The sequence below is a fragment of the Streptomyces sp. SN-593 genome, assembly GCF_016756395.1.
Taxonomy (GTDB): Bacteria; Actinomycetota; Actinomycetes; order Streptomycetales; family Streptomycetaceae; genus Actinacidiphila; species Actinacidiphila reveromycinica.
Window position 1 is genome coordinate 6,174,404 of the sequence record NZ_AP018365.1, and the last position, 15,053, is coordinate 6,189,456.

13 protein-coding genes are annotated in these 15,053 nt (G+C 74.2%); 10 read left to right on the forward strand and 3 right to left on the reverse strand.

Annotated elements, in window-relative coordinates:
• The first annotated feature begins 33 nt into the window (after nucleotides 1-33).
• Genes RVR_RS26300 through RVR_RS26320 form a run of 5 tightly spaced genes read left to right on the forward strand, consistent with a single transcriptional unit; the run spans nucleotide 34 to nucleotide 4,667 of the window.
• Nucleotides 34-1,215: an ABC transporter ATP-binding protein gene (locus RVR_RS26300; RefSeq protein WP_202239192.1), complete on the forward strand. Its 1,182-nt coding sequence runs from the start codon at nucleotides 34-36 to the stop codon at nucleotides 1,213-1,215.
• Nucleotides 1,216-1,263: 48 nt separating this feature from the next.
• A complete protein-coding gene (locus RVR_RS26305; protein ID WP_202236385.1) occupies nucleotides 1,264-2,061 on the forward strand; it encodes an amino acid ABC transporter ATP-binding protein in 798 nt (265 codons plus the stop codon).
• Nucleotides 2,062-2,115: 54 nt separating this feature from the next.
• Entirely contained in the window at nucleotides 2,116-3,123 is a 1,008-nt protein-coding gene (locus RVR_RS26310; RefSeq protein WP_202236386.1) for a glutamate ABC transporter substrate-binding protein, read from the forward strand.
• Between the two features lie 9 nt (nucleotides 3,124-3,132).
• Nucleotides 3,133-3,777: an amino acid ABC transporter permease gene (locus tag RVR_RS26315; RefSeq protein WP_202236387.1), complete on the forward strand. Its 645-nt coding sequence runs from the start codon at nucleotides 3,133-3,135 to the stop codon at nucleotides 3,775-3,777.
• Nucleotides 3,774-4,667, forward strand: coding sequence for an amino acid ABC transporter permease (locus tag RVR_RS26320; protein ID WP_202236388.1), 894 nt, complete (start codon nucleotides 3,774-3,776; stop codon nucleotides 4,665-4,667). Before RVR_RS26315 ends, RVR_RS26320 begins: the two co-directional genes overlap by 4 nt.
• Before the next feature lie 147 nt (nucleotides 4,668-4,814).
• Here the strand turns inward: RVR_RS26320 and RVR_RS26325 are convergent, their stop codons facing one another.
• Nucleotides 4,815-5,987: a cysteine desulfurase family protein gene (locus RVR_RS26325; protein WP_202236389.1), complete on the reverse strand. Its 1,173-nt coding sequence runs from the start codon at nucleotides 5,985-5,987 to the stop codon at nucleotides 4,815-4,817.
• A gap of 349 nt (nucleotides 5,988-6,336) precedes the next feature.
• Nucleotides 6,337-7,197, reverse strand: a complete 861-nt coding sequence (locus tag RVR_RS26330) for a thioesterase family protein (RefSeq protein WP_202236390.1) — start codon at nucleotides 7,195-7,197, stop codon at nucleotides 6,337-6,339.
• A gap of 275 nt (nucleotides 7,198-7,472) precedes the next feature.
• Here RVR_RS26330 and mnmA point away from each other — a divergent pair, with 275 nt between their 5' ends.
• Nucleotides 7,473-8,591: a tRNA 2-thiouridine(34) synthase MnmA gene (gene mnmA / locus RVR_RS26335; RefSeq protein ID WP_202239194.1), complete on the forward strand. Its 1,119-nt coding sequence runs from the start codon at nucleotides 7,473-7,475 to the stop codon at nucleotides 8,589-8,591.
• 143 nt (nucleotides 8,592-8,734) lie between these two features.
• A complete protein-coding gene (locus RVR_RS26340; protein ID WP_202239196.1) occupies nucleotides 8,735-9,265 on the forward strand; it encodes an LOG family protein in 531 nt (176 codons plus the stop codon).
• 17 nt (nucleotides 9,266-9,282) lie between these two features.
• Here the strand turns inward: RVR_RS26340 and RVR_RS26345 are convergent, their stop codons facing one another.
• Nucleotides 9,283-10,503, reverse strand: coding sequence for an IS110 family RNA-guided transposase (locus tag RVR_RS26345; protein WP_202232771.1), 1,221 nt, complete (start codon nucleotides 10,501-10,503; stop codon nucleotides 9,283-9,285).
• A 239-nt stretch (nucleotides 10,504-10,742) separates the two neighbouring features.
• On the opposite strand from RVR_RS26345, the gene RVR_RS26350 reads away from it, so the two are divergent.
• From RVR_RS26350 to ligA, 3 genes are all read left to right on the forward strand, one after another.
• On the forward strand, nucleotides 10,743-11,444 hold the full coding sequence (locus RVR_RS26350; protein ID WP_202236391.1) for an SDR family oxidoreductase: 702 nt from the start codon (nucleotides 10,743-10,745) through the stop codon (nucleotides 11,442-11,444).
• Nucleotides 11,445-11,516: 72 nt separating this feature from the next.
• Nucleotides 11,517-12,542: a methionine synthase gene (locus RVR_RS26355; RefSeq protein ID WP_202236392.1), complete on the forward strand. Its 1,026-nt coding sequence runs from the start codon at nucleotides 11,517-11,519 to the stop codon at nucleotides 12,540-12,542.
• 48 nt (nucleotides 12,543-12,590) lie between these two features.
• Nucleotides 12,591-14,930, forward strand: coding sequence for an NAD-dependent DNA ligase LigA (ligA, locus tag RVR_RS26360; protein WP_202236393.1), 2,340 nt, complete (start codon nucleotides 12,591-12,593; stop codon nucleotides 14,928-14,930).
• Nucleotides 14,931-15,053: the final 123 nt, after the last annotated feature.

The following is a 15,053-nucleotide window of genomic DNA, read 5'->3' on the forward strand; positions in this document are numbered from 1 at the left end:
GGCCGGGACGGGACCGTGGCGGAGCAGACCTCGCTGGACAAGGGCGGACCGGCCGCCGGCACCGAGCCGCAGCCGCGTACCCCCGCGCCCCGCAAACCGACCGGGGAACCGCTGCTGACGGTCACCGGGCTGACCAAGCACTTCCCGATCACCAAGGGCCTGCTGCGCCGCCAGGTCGGCGCGGTGCAGGCGGTGGACGGCATCGACTTCCAGGTCAACGCGGGCGAGACGCTGGGCGTGGTCGGCGAGTCCGGCTGCGGCAAGTCCACCATGGGCCGGCTGATCACCCGGCTGCTCGAACCGACCGGCGGGTCCATCGAGTTCGACGGCCGGGACATCACGCACCTGAGCACCGGCGAGATGCGCCCGCTGCGCCGCGACGTGCAGATGATCTTCCAGGACCCGTACTCGTCGCTCAACCCGCGGCACACCGTCGGCACCATCGTCGGCACGCCTTTCCGGCTCCAGAAGGTCGCCACCGACAACGGCGTGAAGAAGGAGGTGCAGGGGCTGCTGGAGCTGGTCGGCCTCAGCCCCGAGCACTACAACCGCTACCCGCACGAGTTCTCCGGCGGGCAGCGGCAGCGGATCGGCATCGCCCGGGCGCTGGCGCTGCGCCCGAAGCTGGTGGTCGCCGACGAGCCGGTCTCCGCGCTGGACGTGTCGATCCAGGCGCAGGTGGTCAACCTGCTGGACGACCTCCAGTCCGAACTGGGCCTGACCTACGTGATCATCGCGCACGACCTGTCGGTGATCCGGCACGTCTCGGACCGGATCGCGGTGATGTACCTCGGCAAGGTGGTGGAACTGGCCGACCGGGAGACGCTGTACAGCACCCCGTTCCACCCGTACACCACCGCGCTGCTGTCCGCGGTGCCGGTGCCGGACCCGAAGCGGCGCAACCGGCGCACGCTGACGCCGGCGGCCCCCGCCGCGGACGGCGCGGACGCCCCCACGGACGGCGGCGACGGCGCGGAGGCGGCGCGGACGGCGGCCGCCCCGGTCAGCAGCAACGGCCGCATCCTGCTCACCGGCGACGTGCCCTCGCCGATCTCGCCGCCGGCCGGCTGCCGCTTCCACACCCGCTGCTGGAAGGCGACACAGGTGTGCACGACCGAGCAGCCGCCGCTGGTCGAGCTCGCCCCCGGCCACCAAGTCGCCTGCCACCACCCGGAGAACGCCGACGACCGGCGTCCGGAGCCCGCCGTGCGATGACGCGGCGGCGGCTACTGTTCCGCCACGCCGCCCCCTATCGTCAAGGGCATGGTCGAAGACGCGCAAGGGACTCCGGACGGCGGACCGGCCGGCGGCAGCGGTGGGACCGGGAGGGTGCTGCTGAGCATCGAGGCGGTGAGCAAGCGGTTCGGCGACTTCGTCGCGCTGCGCGACGTGGACCTGGACGTGCACGAGGGCGAGGTCGTCGTCGTGCTCGGCGCGTCCGGCTCCGGCAAGTCCACGCTGTGCCGCTGCGTCAACCGGCTGGAGACGGTCGACTCCGGCCGGATCGTCTTCGACGGCCGCGAACTGCCGCAGGAGGGCGCCGCGTTGGCGGCGCTGCGGGCCGACGTCGGGATGGTCTTCCAGTCGTTCAACCTGTTCGCGCACAAGACCGTGCTGGAGAACGTGGTGCTCGGCCCGACCCGGGTGCGCAAGGTGCCCCGGAGCAGGGCGGTCGAGGAGGCGCGGGCACTGCTGGAGCGGGTGGGCGTGGCCGACAAGGAGTCCCGGCACCCCGCGGAGCTGTCCGGCGGTCAGCAGCAACGCGTCGCCATCGCCCGCGCGTTGGCCATGCACCCCAAGCTGATGCTCTTCGACGAGCCGACCTCGGCACTCGACCCGGAGATGATCCGGGAGGTGCTCGACGTGATGGTCGGCCTCGCCCGCGACGGCATGACGATGGTCGCCGTCACCCACGAGATGGGGTTCGCCCGCCGGGCCGCCGACCGGGTGGTGTTCATGGACGCCGGCCAGGTCGTCGAGACCGGCACACCCGAGGCGTTCTTCACCGATCCGCGCACCGAGCGCGCCCGCGACTTCCTCTCCACCATCCTCCGGCACTGACGCCTGACGCCCGAGGCGAGACGCCGGCCAGCCCACCCGTACCGAAGGAGATCCATGGTCCCCCAGAAGAACGGCAACCGGTCGGAGCACGGAGACGGAGAAGGCGCCGGACGGGGCCGCAGGCGCCGGGGGGCCGCGGCCGGCGCGGTGCTCGCCCTGGCCGGCGTGCTGACCGCCTGCGGTGGTGGCGGCGGCTCCTCGCTGCCGCCGGCCGGCGGCGCCCCGGGCGCGGGGAAGCCGTCGGCGCTCACCCAGGCGCAGGTGGTCGCCGCCGCCCCGGTCGCCCCGGCCTCCGCGATCACCGCCGGCTCCTGGATGGCGAAGGTCAGGAAGCGCGGCACCCTGCTGGTCGGCGGCACCGACTCCTCCGCGATGTTCTCCCAGCGCAACCCGGTCAGCGGCCAGTTGGAGGGCTTCGACGCCGGACTGTCGCAGATGCTGGCGAAGTACGTCACCGGAAAGCCGTCCACGAAGCTCTCCCTGGTCACCGTGGACACCCGCGAGACCATGCTGCAGAACGGCACCGTGGACGCGGTGTTCGCCACGTACACCATCACCCCGCAGCGCGCCCGGAAGATCGCCTTCGCCGGGCCGTACTACGAGTCGGGCGACGCGATCCTGGTCAAGGCGGGCAACAGCACGATCACCGAGCCGGCCGACCTGAACGGCAGGACGGTCGCCACCGAGGGCAACTCCACGGCCGCGCTGGACCTGCGGAAGTTCGCGCCGAAGGCCAAGACGTTGCTCTTCCAGGAGGACGGCGAGTGCGTGGCCGCGGTCAAGCAGGGACGGGCCGACGCCTACGTGCTGGACCAGGGCATCCTGCTGGGCGACGTGGCCAACGACCCGGCGCTGAAGGTCGTCGGGCAGCCGTTCACCCAGGAGCCGTACGGCATCGGGCTGCCCAAGGGCGACCCGGAGGCGAAGGCGTTCGTCAACGCCTGGCTGAAGACGATCTACGCCGACGGCGAGTGGGCCAGGCTGTGGAAGGCCACGATCGGCACCAAGGTGGCCGGCTCGCCGCCCGCGCCGCCCACCATCGGCTCCGCCGACGGCTCCTGACGGCCTGCCATGCGTGAGGTCGTCGCACACATCGGTTATCTCGCGGGCGGGCTCGGCACCACCCTGGAGCTGTCCCTGCTCGGCTTCGCCGGCGCGGTGGTCCTCGGCACCCTCCTGACGGTGATGCGGGTCGGCCCGGTGCTCCCGCTGCGGGTGGTCGGCACTCTGTACGTCGAGGTGTTCCGCAACGTGCCGCTGCTGGCGTTCCTGGTGCTGTTCGTCTTCGGCCTGCCCGACGCCGGCATCACCTACTCGCTGTTCACCTCCGAGGCGGTCTGCCTGGCGCTGTACTTCGCCGCCTACGTCTGCGAGGCGGTGCGGGCCGGGATCAACGCGGTCCCGGTCGGGCAGGCGGAGGCGGCCCGCGCGATCGGGATGACCTTCGGGCAGTCGCTGGCCCTGGTGATCCTCCCGCAGGCGTTCCGCACCATGGTCCAGCCGCTGGCGAACATCTTCATCGGCGTGGTGCTCTCCTCCTCCCTGGGCGCGGCGGTCGGCGTCAGCGAACTCATCGGCCGCACGCAGTGGCTGGACCTGCAGTACGACGAGCCGGTGCCGACGTTCCTGCTCGCCACGGCCGGCTACGTGCTGGTCACCCTGACGGTCGCGCTGCTCGCCGGGCGGCTCCAGAAGCGGATGGCGGTGCGCCGGTGACCGCACCGAACCGCGTGCTCTTCGACGCGCCCGGCCCGCGGGCCCGGCGCCGGATCCGCGCCGCCACCGCCCTGTCGGTCCTGGTCATCGCCGGGCTGATCGCGCTCGGCCTGCACCAGTTCGCGCGCCACGGCCAGCTCGACCGCACCCGGTGGCAGCCGTTCGGGCAGTGGCCCTACCAGCGGTTCCTGCTCCAGGGGCTGGTGCGGACGCTGAAGGCCGCGGGGACGGCCGCGCTCATCGCGCTGCCGGCCGGGGCGCTGCTGGCGCTCGGCCGGCTCTCGCCGCACCGGGTGCTGCGGCTGGCGGCCGGCGGCTTCGTCGAGCTCTTCCGCTCGGTGCCGCTGCTGCTGGTGCTCTACGTCTTCCTGATGGGCATCCCGCGGGCCGGCTACACCTTCCCGGTCTTCTGGGAGCTGGTCATCCCGGTGGTGCTGTGCACCTCGGCGCTGCTCGCGGAGGTCTTCCGGGCCGGCGTCCTCGCGCTGGACCCCGGGCAGGCCGAGGCCGGTCACGCGCTCGGGCTGGGCCGCCGCCAGGTGATGTGGCTGGTGGTGCTGCCCCAGGCGGTCCGCCTGGTGGTGCCCACGCTGGTCTCCCAACTGGTCAGCCTGCTCAAGGACACCACCCTCGGATACGTCGTCAGCTATCCCGAACTCCTCAACCAGGGCAAGGTGCTGGGCTCCTACACGCACGACTTCCTGCAGAGCTACCTCACGGTCACGGTGGTCTACGTCGTGGTCAACGCGGCCCTCTCCCAGCTCGCGGAGGCGCTGGAACGCCGCGGCAGGCGCCGCCCGAGGGCGGACAGCGCGGCGGGGGCCGGCCCGGGCGTGCCCGGGCCGCGGGCGCCGAAGGCCGCCGGCAGTGAGGCGCTGGGCGCGTCCTGAGCGGTGGTCCAAGGCGGGCGGGGCAGGGGCGCCCGGCGTGCGGCGTGGGGCGGAGGCATGGGGCGGGGAGGGCCCCTGGTGCGGCCGGCTGCCCGGTGGGGGCGCCCGGTGCGACCGGGTGCCCGCTGCGGCCGGGCGCCGGGTGCGTCAGGTGCGGCCGGCGGCGCGGGCGCGTTCCACCGCGGGGCCGATCGCCCCGGTCAGGGCCGCCACCTCCTCGGCGGTGGAGGTGTGCCCGAGGGAGAACCGCAGGGTGCCCCGGGCGTCCGCCGCGGACCTGCCCATCGCGAGCAGCACGTGGCTGGGCTGGGCGATGCCCGCGGTGCACGCGGAACCGGTGGAGCAGGCGATGCCCTGCGCGTCGAGCAGGAGCAGCAGCACGTCGCCCTCACAGCCCGGAAACGTGAAGTGGGCGTTGCCGGCGAGCCGCCCGGCGGGGGAGGGGTCGCCGTTGAGCACCGCGTCGGGGACGGCCGCCAGCACCCCGCGCACCAACTCGTCCCGCAGCGCGCCGACATGGCGGACGAACTCCGCGCGCCGCTCCGCCGCCAGGGTGCCCGCGGTGGCGAACGCGGCGATCGCGGGCACGTCGAGGGTGCCGGACCGGCTGCGCTCCTGGCTGCCGCCGTGCAGCAGCGGCACGGGCGTGTCCTCGCGGCGCAGCAGCAGCGCGCCGACGCCGTACGGGCCGCCCACCTTGTGCCCGGTGACCGTCATCGCGTCCAGGCCGCTGCCGGCGAAGTCGAGTGCGACCTGGCCGAACGCCTGCACCGCGTCGGAGTGCATCGGCACGCCGAACTCCCGGGCGACCGCGGCGAGCTCGGGGACCGGCAACACGGTGCCGACCTCGTTGTTCGCCCACATCACGGTGATCAGGGCCACGTCGTCGGGGCCCGCGCCCCGCTCCAGCGCGGCGCGCAGCGCGTCCGGCCGCACCCGGCCGAGGGCGTCGACCTCCAGCCACTCCACGACGGCGCCCTCGTGGTCGGCGAGCCAGTACACCGCGTCGAGCACCGCGTGGTGCTCCACGGGGCTGGCCAGCACCCGCACCCGGCGCGGGTCCTCCGCGCGGCGGGACCAGAACAGGCCCTTCACGGCGAGGTTGTCCGACTCGGTGCCCCCGGCGGTGAACACCACCTCGCTCGGCCGCGCCCCCAGCGCCGCGGCCAGCGCCTCCCGGGACTCCTCGACGGTACGGCGCGCCTGCCGGCCGGCTGCGTGGAGTGCGGACGCGTTCCCGGTCACCGTCAGGTGCGCGGTCATCGCCCGGACCGCCTCCGGGAGCATCGGCGTCGTGGCGGCGTGATCGAGGTAGGCCATGATCCCCAGATTCTAGAGGGTGCCCCTGACCCGCCGGGGTGGTCGGTCCCGTCGGTCCCGGGACCACCTGCCCGTGGCCGGTCGAGCGCGCCGTTTTCCGCGCACCTCGGGCCTGCGTCGTGGGGGTTCCCGTGGCGTCTCCGGCCGCGGGCCGGTGGCTGGCTGAGGGCGCCGCCCCGCCCCCAGGGCTTCGCCTGGGGGTGCCCCCAGCGCCGGCGCGGGGCGCACCCCTTGCCCGCGGGAGGCGCCGCGCCCGCCGAGGGGGCGCTGGGGCCCTCCGGGCGGCCCGGGGGCCCTCCCACCGGGAGGCGGACCCGGGGACGGCAGTACGGGGCGGCTCGGGGGGCCGTTACCCGCGGGGCGCCCTCGCCAGTTGGCGCGACTGCGCCACCAGGCGGTCGGCGCTGTCCCAGACCTCGGCGTCCTCCTCCAGCAGCCCGCCCGCGAGGTTCCGCGTGGTGAGCGAGACCCGCACCGGCCCGGGCGCGGGCCGGCACCGCAGGTGCACCGTGAGTTCGAGCGTCGGGGTCCACCCCTGGAGCCCGAGGTCGAACGCGGTCGGCGGCAGCGCGTCGACCGCCAGCAGGAGCGACAGCGGGTCGTGGTCGCGGCCGTCCGCCAGCCCGAGCCACCCGCGGATGACGCCGGCCCCGGACGGCGCCCCGACCGCCCACCCGGCGGTCGCGGGGTCGAGCCGCAGGTCCAGCCGGTCCATGATCGCGGTGGACCCGACGAACGGCGCGCCCTCCGGCGCGCTCTCGCGGCCCACGCACGCGTCGTACGCCGGCATCAGGGGAGGCCGGGCCGAGGTGCGCACGTCGTCGGGGAGCGCGTCGAGCGCGCTGTGGCCGGCCAGCACCCGCAGCCGTTCGACCTCGGTGCCGTCCTCCGCGCGCTGGAGGAGGAACGCCTGTCCCGTCGACATGGTCCGCCCGACCCGCACGGTCTGCGTCCGGATCACGGCGGGCCCGGCCGTCGCCGGGGTCAGGTAGTGCGCGGTGATCGTCAGCGGGTCCGGGTGCGGCAGCCACGCGCGCAGGGCACGGGCGGCCACCGCGAGCAGGTACCCGCCGTTGACCGCCGAGCCGATCGTCCACCCCTCGGACAGCTCCGCGTCGTACACCCCGGGCTCGTCGGCCCTGGCCGCCACCGAGGTGTCCCGGTCGAACTCGCTGTCGTCGATGGCCGCGCGGGCCGTGCTCAGTGCCATACCACATGTTACCCAGCGGTAAGACGGGCTTGTCCAGCCTTTCCCGGGCAAAGACCGAGCGAGCGCTCAGTGTCCGGCGGCCGTCCTTCCCGCCTCGGCGCCCGCCCCGCGAGTCCGCACCTCCGCCCGTCCCCGCCCCGGCGCCCCGTCCGCCCCTGCCCCCGCCCCTGCCCCCGTCCAGGGCGCGCGGACCGGGCCGGGGGGCCCGTTACCCTGGTCGGGTGACCGATTTCCCGACCGAGCCGCCGCGGCAGCGGCTCCGCGTGCTGGCCGCCATGAGCGGCGGCGTCGACTCCGCGGTCGCGGCCGCCCGGGCCGCGGAGGCGGGCCACGACGTGACCGGGGTGCACCTGGCCCTGTCCGCCAACCCGCAGAGCTTCCGTACCGGCGCCCGCGGCTGCTGCACCCTGGAGGACTCCCGGGACGCCCGGCGGGCCGCCGACGTGATCGGCATCCCCTTCTACGTGTGGGACCTCGCCGACCGCTTCCGCGAGGACGTGGTGGACGACTTCGTCGCCGAGTACGCCGCCGGCCGCACCCCGAACCCCTGCCTGCGCTGCAACGAGAAGATCAAGTTCGCCGCGCTCCTCGACAAGGCCCTCGCCCTCGGCTTCGACGCGGTCTGCACCGGCCACTACGCCGCCGTGCGCACCGCCCCCGACGGCAGCCGCGAACTGCACCGCTCCGGCGACGCCGCCAAGGACCAGAGCTACGTCCTCGGCGTGCTGGACCAGCAGCAGCTCGCACACGCGATGTTCCCGCTCGGCGACACCGCGGCCACCAAGGACGAGATCCGCGCCGAGGCCGAGCGCCGCGGCCTGACCGTGGCCCGCAAGCCCGACAGCCATGACATCTGCTTCATCGCCGACGGCGACACCCAGGGCTTCCTCGCCCAGCGGCTCGGCACCCGCGAGGGCGACATCGTGGACGAGAGCGGCGCCGTGGTCGGCACCCACACCGGCGCGTACGGCTTCACCGTCGGCCAGCGCAAGGGCCTGCGGCTCGGTGTGCCCGCCGACGACGGCAAGCCGCGCTACGTCCTGGACATCTCGCCGGTGGACAACACCGTCACCGTCGGCCCCGCCGAGGCCCTCGACGTGACCGCGCTCACCGCGATCCGCCCGCGCTGGTGCGGCACCCCGCCCGCCGGCCCGGCCGCGTACACCGCCCAGTTGCGCGCCCACGGCGAGGAGGCGCCGGCCACCGCCGAACTCCTCGACGGCACCCTGCACGTCTCCCTCGGCCGGCCGATGCGCGGCATCGCCCCCGGCCAGGCGGTCGTGCTCTACGACGGCACCCGTGTGGTCGGCTCCGCGACCATCGCCGCCACCGACCGCGACCGCGAGCGCCGCCGCGACCGCCCCGCCCCGGCCGGCGCGGGACGCACCGCGTGACCGACCGGACGGCCGGCCCCGCGGCGGACCTCGCGAGCGACCCGGTGGCGGCGGCGCCCGCACCGGCCGCCGTGGACGTTCCCGCCGCCGGACCGGTCCCGCGCGCGGTGCCCGCCACCGGCGGGCCGCGCGCCACCCGCCCGCTGAACATCTGCGTCTTCCTGTCCGCCGCCGACCTGCCGGAGCGCTACACCGCGCCCGCCCGGGAGTTCGGCGGGCTGCTCGGCCGGGCCGGCCACACGCTGGTGTGGGGCGGCTCGGAGTCCGGGCTGATGAAGGTCGTGGCCGACGGTGCGCAGGAGGCGGGCGGGCGCCTGGTCGGCGTCTCCGTGGAATTCCTGCGGGCCAAGGCCCGCGCCGGCGCCGACGAGATGGTGATCGCACCCGACCTCGCCGCCCGCAAGGCCGAACTGCTGCGCCGCAGCGACGCGATCGTGGTGATGGTCGGCGGCACCGGCACTCTCGACGAGGCCACCGAGATCCTGGAGCTGAAGAAGCACGGGCTGCACGCCAAACCGGTGGTCGTGCTCAACAGCGCGGGTTTCTACGACGGGTTGGCCGCGCAGTTCCGCAGGATGGAGGCGGAGGGCTTCCTGCCCCTGCCGCTCTCCGAGCTGGTGCACTTCTCCGACGACGGCGCCGACGCGCTGGCCTACCTCCAGGAGCACGCGTGAGTTTCCTGAGTCAACCTCTATGCCGCCAGGGGGGCGTCGGCGGTCGTGTTGATCTTGTTGTTGGCTTGGTGGATGTCGGGGTCGTAGCAGGTGCCGGTGCGCCAGCAGGCCCACATCACCCGGAGCCAGGATCGGGCGAGGATTCGGACGGCGTGGGGGTGCCGCTTTTTGCGGGCCCGGGCGTCGTCGTAGATCTTGGCGGCCCACTGGCTGCCGTGTCGGCTGTTGTCGGCGAAGGTCGTGAGCGCGACGCGGGCTCTGCGGTTGGTCGCGAAGCGGAAAGCGACTGTGCGGGACTTGCCCGAGGCGCGGGTCACGGGGACGACGCCGGCTTCGGCGATCAGCTGTTCGCAGGTCTGGGCGCGTTCCAGGAGCGGGCCGATCTCGCCGATGACCTGGCCGAGGCTGATCGTGCCGATGCGCGGCAGGGTGGCGAACAGCGGCGCGTAAGGGTGCGTGGCGGTGGCCTCGGTGATGGCCTTGTCCAGGGCGCGGATGGTCGCGCGTATGCCGTGCACGAGCTGGACCTGGACACGGATGAGGTGCTCGACGACCGTCTCGCTGAGGCGGGAGGCGGCTGTGGGGGCCGAGCGCAGGCGTTCGATGAGGACGCTGCCGGGCTTCTTGCCGCAGTAGCCACGGCGTTTGCACCAGGTTTCCAGGCGCCCCGCGGTGAGCTTGGCGGCGGAGGCCGGGGTCGGGTAGCGCTCCAGGAAGGCCTGGGCGATGTCGCTGTCGAGCTTGCCGAAGACTGCCTTGCCGCCGGGCCAGTGTTCGTCCAGGAGCGCGGCGAGTTGGTTGACGGCGGCGATGCGGGCCTCGATGTGGTCGGCGCGCTGGCGGGTGAGGGCCTGCAGGTCGAGAGTGGCCGGCTCGGTGGGCTCCAGCCGGGGCAGCAGGTGGCCGTCGGTGCGCAGGTAGTCGGCGAGTTTCATGCTGTCGCCGGCGTCGGTCTTGGCTTTGGAAGCGCCCCAGCGTGCCCGCATCGCGTGAAAGGCGTTCGGGTGCACCGGCACCACCGGGTGCCCGGCGGCCAGGAGCCGGTCGACGGCCAGGCCCCTGGTGGTCTCGATGGCGACCGGCAGGTCCGCGGGATCTGCGTGCTTGCGCAGCCGGGCCAGGGTCTTGGCGAACCCTTCCTCGGTGTGGGTCGGTTCCCACCGGTCGATGCGTTTGCCGGTGTCGTCCATGACCGTCACGTCGTGCGTTTCGGTCGCCCAGTCCCATCCGATGAACACGTGCGTCGTACTCCTGTACCGCTGGCGGAGCACCTGCCCGGTGGTGAGGTCGTCTGCCGGGAGCTCATTAATCGGCCCTCTGCGGGGCGTGTCCCTGAAGCCGATCAGACGGCCTCGGCCCGGCAGGGCTGGCAGAACTCACGCTGGCCGTCGAACGGCTCGCGACGATGGCCATGCACCCGCCGGGACCGAGAGGTCACAACCCTACCGAAGAGGGCTGCAGAAGGGATGGTCCTCTAATGAGCGTCCATCTCGTCACCGGCGCCGGATCGGGCATCGGCGCCGTCGTCGCCCGCACCCTGCTGGCCCGCGGCGACGACCTGTGGCTGCTCGCCCGGGACGCCGGCCGGGCCCGGCAGCTCGCCGACGCGTTCCCCGGGGCGCGCACCGTCGTCGGGGACCTCGCGGTCCCGGCCCGGCTGTCCTGGGCGCTGGAGAAGCAGGCGCTCCCGGACCGGCTGGACTCGCTGCTGCACGTCGCCGGCACCGTGGACCTCGGGCCGGTGGGCGACATCACCCCGAAGCTGTGGGAGCACACCCTCGCGGTCAACCTCGTCGGCCCCGCCGAACTGACCCGACTGGTGCTGCCCCAACTGCGGCTGTCCCGCGGCACCGTGGTCTTCGTCAACTCCGGCGCCGGGCTGCAGGCGCACGCCGAGTGGAGCGCGTACGCCGCGAGCAAGCACGGCCTGAGGGCCCTCGCGGACTCGCTGCGCGCCGAGGAGCAGGACGCCGGCGTCCGCGTCACCACGGTCTACCCCGGGCGGACCGCCACGCCGATGCAGCAGAAGGTCCACCAGCAGGAGGGCAGGCCGTACGACCCCTCGCGCTGGATCGCCCCGGAGTCCGTGGCGACCGCCCTGCTGACCGCGCTGGACCTGCCCGCCGACGCCACGATCCCGGACCTCACGGTCCGCCCCGGCCCCGGGCGTGCGACCTGACGCACCCGCGGCCGGCACCCGCGGCCCGGACCGGCGGTCCGGGCGGACCGGCCGAGCCTCTACGCTGCCAGCGTGAGCACCGAGACCAGTGAACGTTTCACCCTGCCCGAGGGCGCCGCGACGGGCGTGGGGTCGATGCCCGGGGGAGACGCGCGAGAAGCCGCCCGGGTGGCCACGCAGGCCGTCGACACGCTGCCCCACCTTCCCGAGCTGCCGGGCCGCGGTCCGGGCGCGGACATGATCGGCCGCACCCTCGGCCTGCTGGTGGACCTCTACGCGCGGGTGGAGCCCAGCGGCTGGCGGTTCGGCGACCGCCCCGGCCGCGACACCAAGCGGGCCAGGGCCTGGCTCGGCGAGGACCTGGACGCGCTGGAGGAGTTCACGCAGGGCCACGAGGGCCCGCTCAAGATCCAGGCGGTCGGCCCCTGGACGCTCGCCTCGGCCGTCGAACTGCACGGCGGCGAGGCCGCGCTGCGCGACCCGGGCGCCGTCCGCGACCTGACCGCCTCCCTCGCCGAGGGCCTGCGCGCTCACCTCGCGGACGTCCGCCGCCGGGTGCCCGGCGCCCGGCTGCTGCTGCAACTGGACGAGCCGGGCATCACCGCGGTGCTGCGCGGCCAGGTCCGGACCGCCAGCGGCTACCGCACCCACCGCGCGGTGGACCGCGCCGTCGTGGAGGGCGCGCTGCGCGACCTGGTCGGCGCGGCACAGACGGCCGGCGCGGCCGTCAGCGTCCACTCGTGCGCCCCCGACGTGCCGTTCGCGCTGCTGCGCCGCGCCGGGGTCGCCGGCATCTCCTTCGACTTCGGTCTGCTCACCGAGCGTGACTGGGACGCGTTCGGCGAGGCCGTCGAGGCCGGCACCGCGCTCTTCGCCGGTGTCGTGCCCGGCACGGACGCCCCGTTGTCGGACCCAGCCGGTAGCGTCAGTGGTGTTCGGGCGCTGTGGCGCAGGTTGGGACTGGCACCGGGGGCGTTGGGCTCCTCCGTCGCCGTCACCCCGTCCTGCGGTCTGGCGGGGGCCTCACCGGCCTATGCCCGTGCCGCGCTCGTGCACTGCGCGAGGGCGGCGCGCTCGCTCGTCGACAACCCGGAGTGACGAGGCAGTGCGGCCGCTTGCGGCCCGATTGGTAGGAGGGACACGGACGTGGCAGCCGAGCAGGAGGCCGGCCGGGCGGAGATCCCCGCCGAGGCCCGCGAGGAGCACGCGCGCCTGGCCGAGCAGGTCGAGGAGCACCGCTTCCGCTACTACGTGAACGACGCGCCGGTGGTCAGTGACGCCGAGTTCGACCGGCTGCTGCGCCGGCTGGAGGCGGTCGAGGAGCGGCACCCCTCGCTGCGCACCCCGGACTCGCCCACCCAGAAGGTCGCGGGGGCCTACGAGACGGAGTTCACCTCCGTCCAGCACCGCGAGCGCCTGCTCTCGCTGGACAACGCCTTCAGCGACGAGGAACTGGCGACCTGGGCCGACCGGGTCGCCGCCGAACTCGGCCCGCCCGACAACGCCCGCAGCCCGTACCACTTCCTGTGCGAACTGAAGGTCGACGGCCTCGCGGTCAACCTCACCTACGAAGGCGGCCGGCTGACCCGCGCCGCCACCCGCGGCGACGGCCGCACCGGCGAGGACATCACGCCGAACGTCCGCACCATCTCCGACATCCCCGACCGGCTGGCCGGCGACAGCGTGCCCGACCTGGTCGAGATCCGCGGCGAGGTCTACTTCCCCGGCGACAAGTTCGAGGAGCTGAACGCGCGGCTGGTCGAGGCCGGCGACAAGCCCTTCGCCAACCCGCGGAACGCCGCGGCCGGCTCGCTGCGCCAGAAGGACCCCCGGGTCACCGCCACCCGCCCGCTGCGCATGGTGGTGCACGGTATCGGCGCCCGCGAGGGCTTCGACGTCGACTGCCAGTCGCACGCCTACGAACTGCTGCGCGCGTGGGGCCTGCCCACCGCCCGCCACAACAAGGTGGCCGGCTCGCTCGCCGCCGTCCGCGAGTTCATCGCCTACTACGGCGAGCACCGCCACGACGTCGAGCACGAGATCGACGGCGTCGTGGTCAAGGTCGACGAGGTCCCGCTCCAGGGCCGGCTCGGTTCCACCTCGCGCGCCCCGCGCTGGGCGATCGCCTGGAAGTACGCCCCGGAGGAGGTCAACACCAAGCTGCTGGACATCCGGGTCGGCGTCGGCCGCACCGGCCGGGTCACGCCGTACGCGGTGGTCGAACCGGTCACCGTGGCCGGCTCCGAGGTCGAGTTCGCCACCCTGCACAACCAGGAGGTGGTGAAGAAGAAGGGCGTGCTGATCGGCGACACCGTGGTGCTGCGCAAGGCCGGGGACGTCATCCCGGAGATCCTGGGCCCGGTGGCCGACCTGCGGGACGGCGGCGAGCGGGAGTTCGTGATGCCCGCCGAGTGCCCCGAGTGCGGCACCGCCCTCCAGCCGATGAAGGAGGGCGACATCGATCTGCGCTGCCCCAACGCGCGGCGCTGCCCCGCCCAGTTGCGCGAGCGGATCTTCTACCTCGCCGGCCGCCGCTGCCTGGACATCGAAGCCCTCGGATACGTCGCGGCGACCGCGCTGACCCAGCCGCTCGCCCCCGACCAGCCGCCGATGGCCGACGAGGGCGACCTCTTCGCCCTCGACATCGAGCGGCTGCTGCCGATCCGGTCGTACGTCCTGGACCAGGACACCGGCCTGCCCAAGCGCGACCCGGAGACCGGCGAGGAGAAGGTGGTCACCTTCTTCGCCAACCAGAAGGGCGAGCCGAAGAAGAACGCGCTGGCCATGCTGGAGAACATCGCGGCGGCCAAGGAGCGCCCGCTGGCCCGGGTGATCACGGGGCTGTCCATCCGGCACGTCGGCCCGGTGGCCGCCGAGGCGCTCGCCCGCGAGTTCCGCGACCTGGACCGGATCAAGGACGCCGAGGAGGCCGAGCTGGCCGCGGTCGACGGGGTCGGGCCGACCATCGCCGCCTCGCTCAAGCAGTGGTTCGCGGTGGACTGGCACCTGGAGATCATCGAGAAGTGGCGCGCCGCCGGTGTGACCTTCACCGAGGAGGGCTCCGACGAGGGGCCGCGGCCCCTGGAGGGGCTGACCGTGGTGGTGACCGGCACGCTCGCCGGGCACACCCGCGACGGCGCGAAGGAGCAGCTGAGCGCCCTGGGCGCGAAGGTCACCGGTTCGGTCTCCAAGAAGACCCACTTCGTGGTGGTCGGCGACAACCCCGGCTCGAAGTACGACAAGGCGGTCCAGCTCAAGGTCCCGATCCTCGACGAGGCGGGCTTCGGAGTGCTCCTCGACCAGGGCGCGGACGCCGCCCGTGCGGTGACGGTGAACCCGCCGGAGCCGGAGCCGGCGGCAGAGCAGGCAGCGGAGACGGCGGGGGAGCCGGGGCAGGAGGCGGAGCCGGAAGCAGCCCCGGAGCAGGAGGCGGACCCGGCGGACCCGGCCGGCCCGGCGGCCGGACCCGACGGCACATCAGACTGACCTACCGCCACATGTCACCCGATCGGCCTATATCAGAACGGCGAGTTCGGGTGCGGACGTACCGGGGCGCACGGAAGCATTGACGGCCGATCGGTGCCCGCGACGGCGTGCCGCGGCCTACTG

Coding starts and splice junctions, on each gene's coding strand:
- RVR_RS26305 (WP_202236385.1), top strand. CDS start 1,264: ATGGTCGAAGACGCGCAAGGGACTCCGGACGGCGGACCGGCCGGCGGC.
- RVR_RS26310 (WP_202236386.1), top strand. CDS start 2,116: ATGGTCCCCCAGAAGAACGGCAACCGGTCGGAGCACGGAGACGGAGAA.
- RVR_RS26315 (WP_202236387.1), top strand. CDS start 3,133: ATGCGTGAGGTCGTCGCACACATCGGTTATCTCGCGGGCGGGCTCGGC.
- RVR_RS26325 (WP_202236389.1), bottom strand. CDS start 5,987: ATGGCCTACCTCGATCACGCCGCCACGACGCCGATGCTCCCGGAGGCG.
- RVR_RS26330 (WP_202236390.1), bottom strand. CDS start 7,197: ATGGCACTGAGCACGGCCCGCGCGGCCATCGACGACAGCGAGTTCGAC.
- mnmA (WP_202239194.1), top strand. CDS start 7,473: ATGAGCGGCGGCGTCGACTCCGCGGTCGCGGCCGCCCGGGCCGCGGAG.
- RVR_RS26350 (WP_202236391.1), top strand. CDS start 10,743: ATGAGCGTCCATCTCGTCACCGGCGCCGGATCGGGCATCGGCGCCGTC.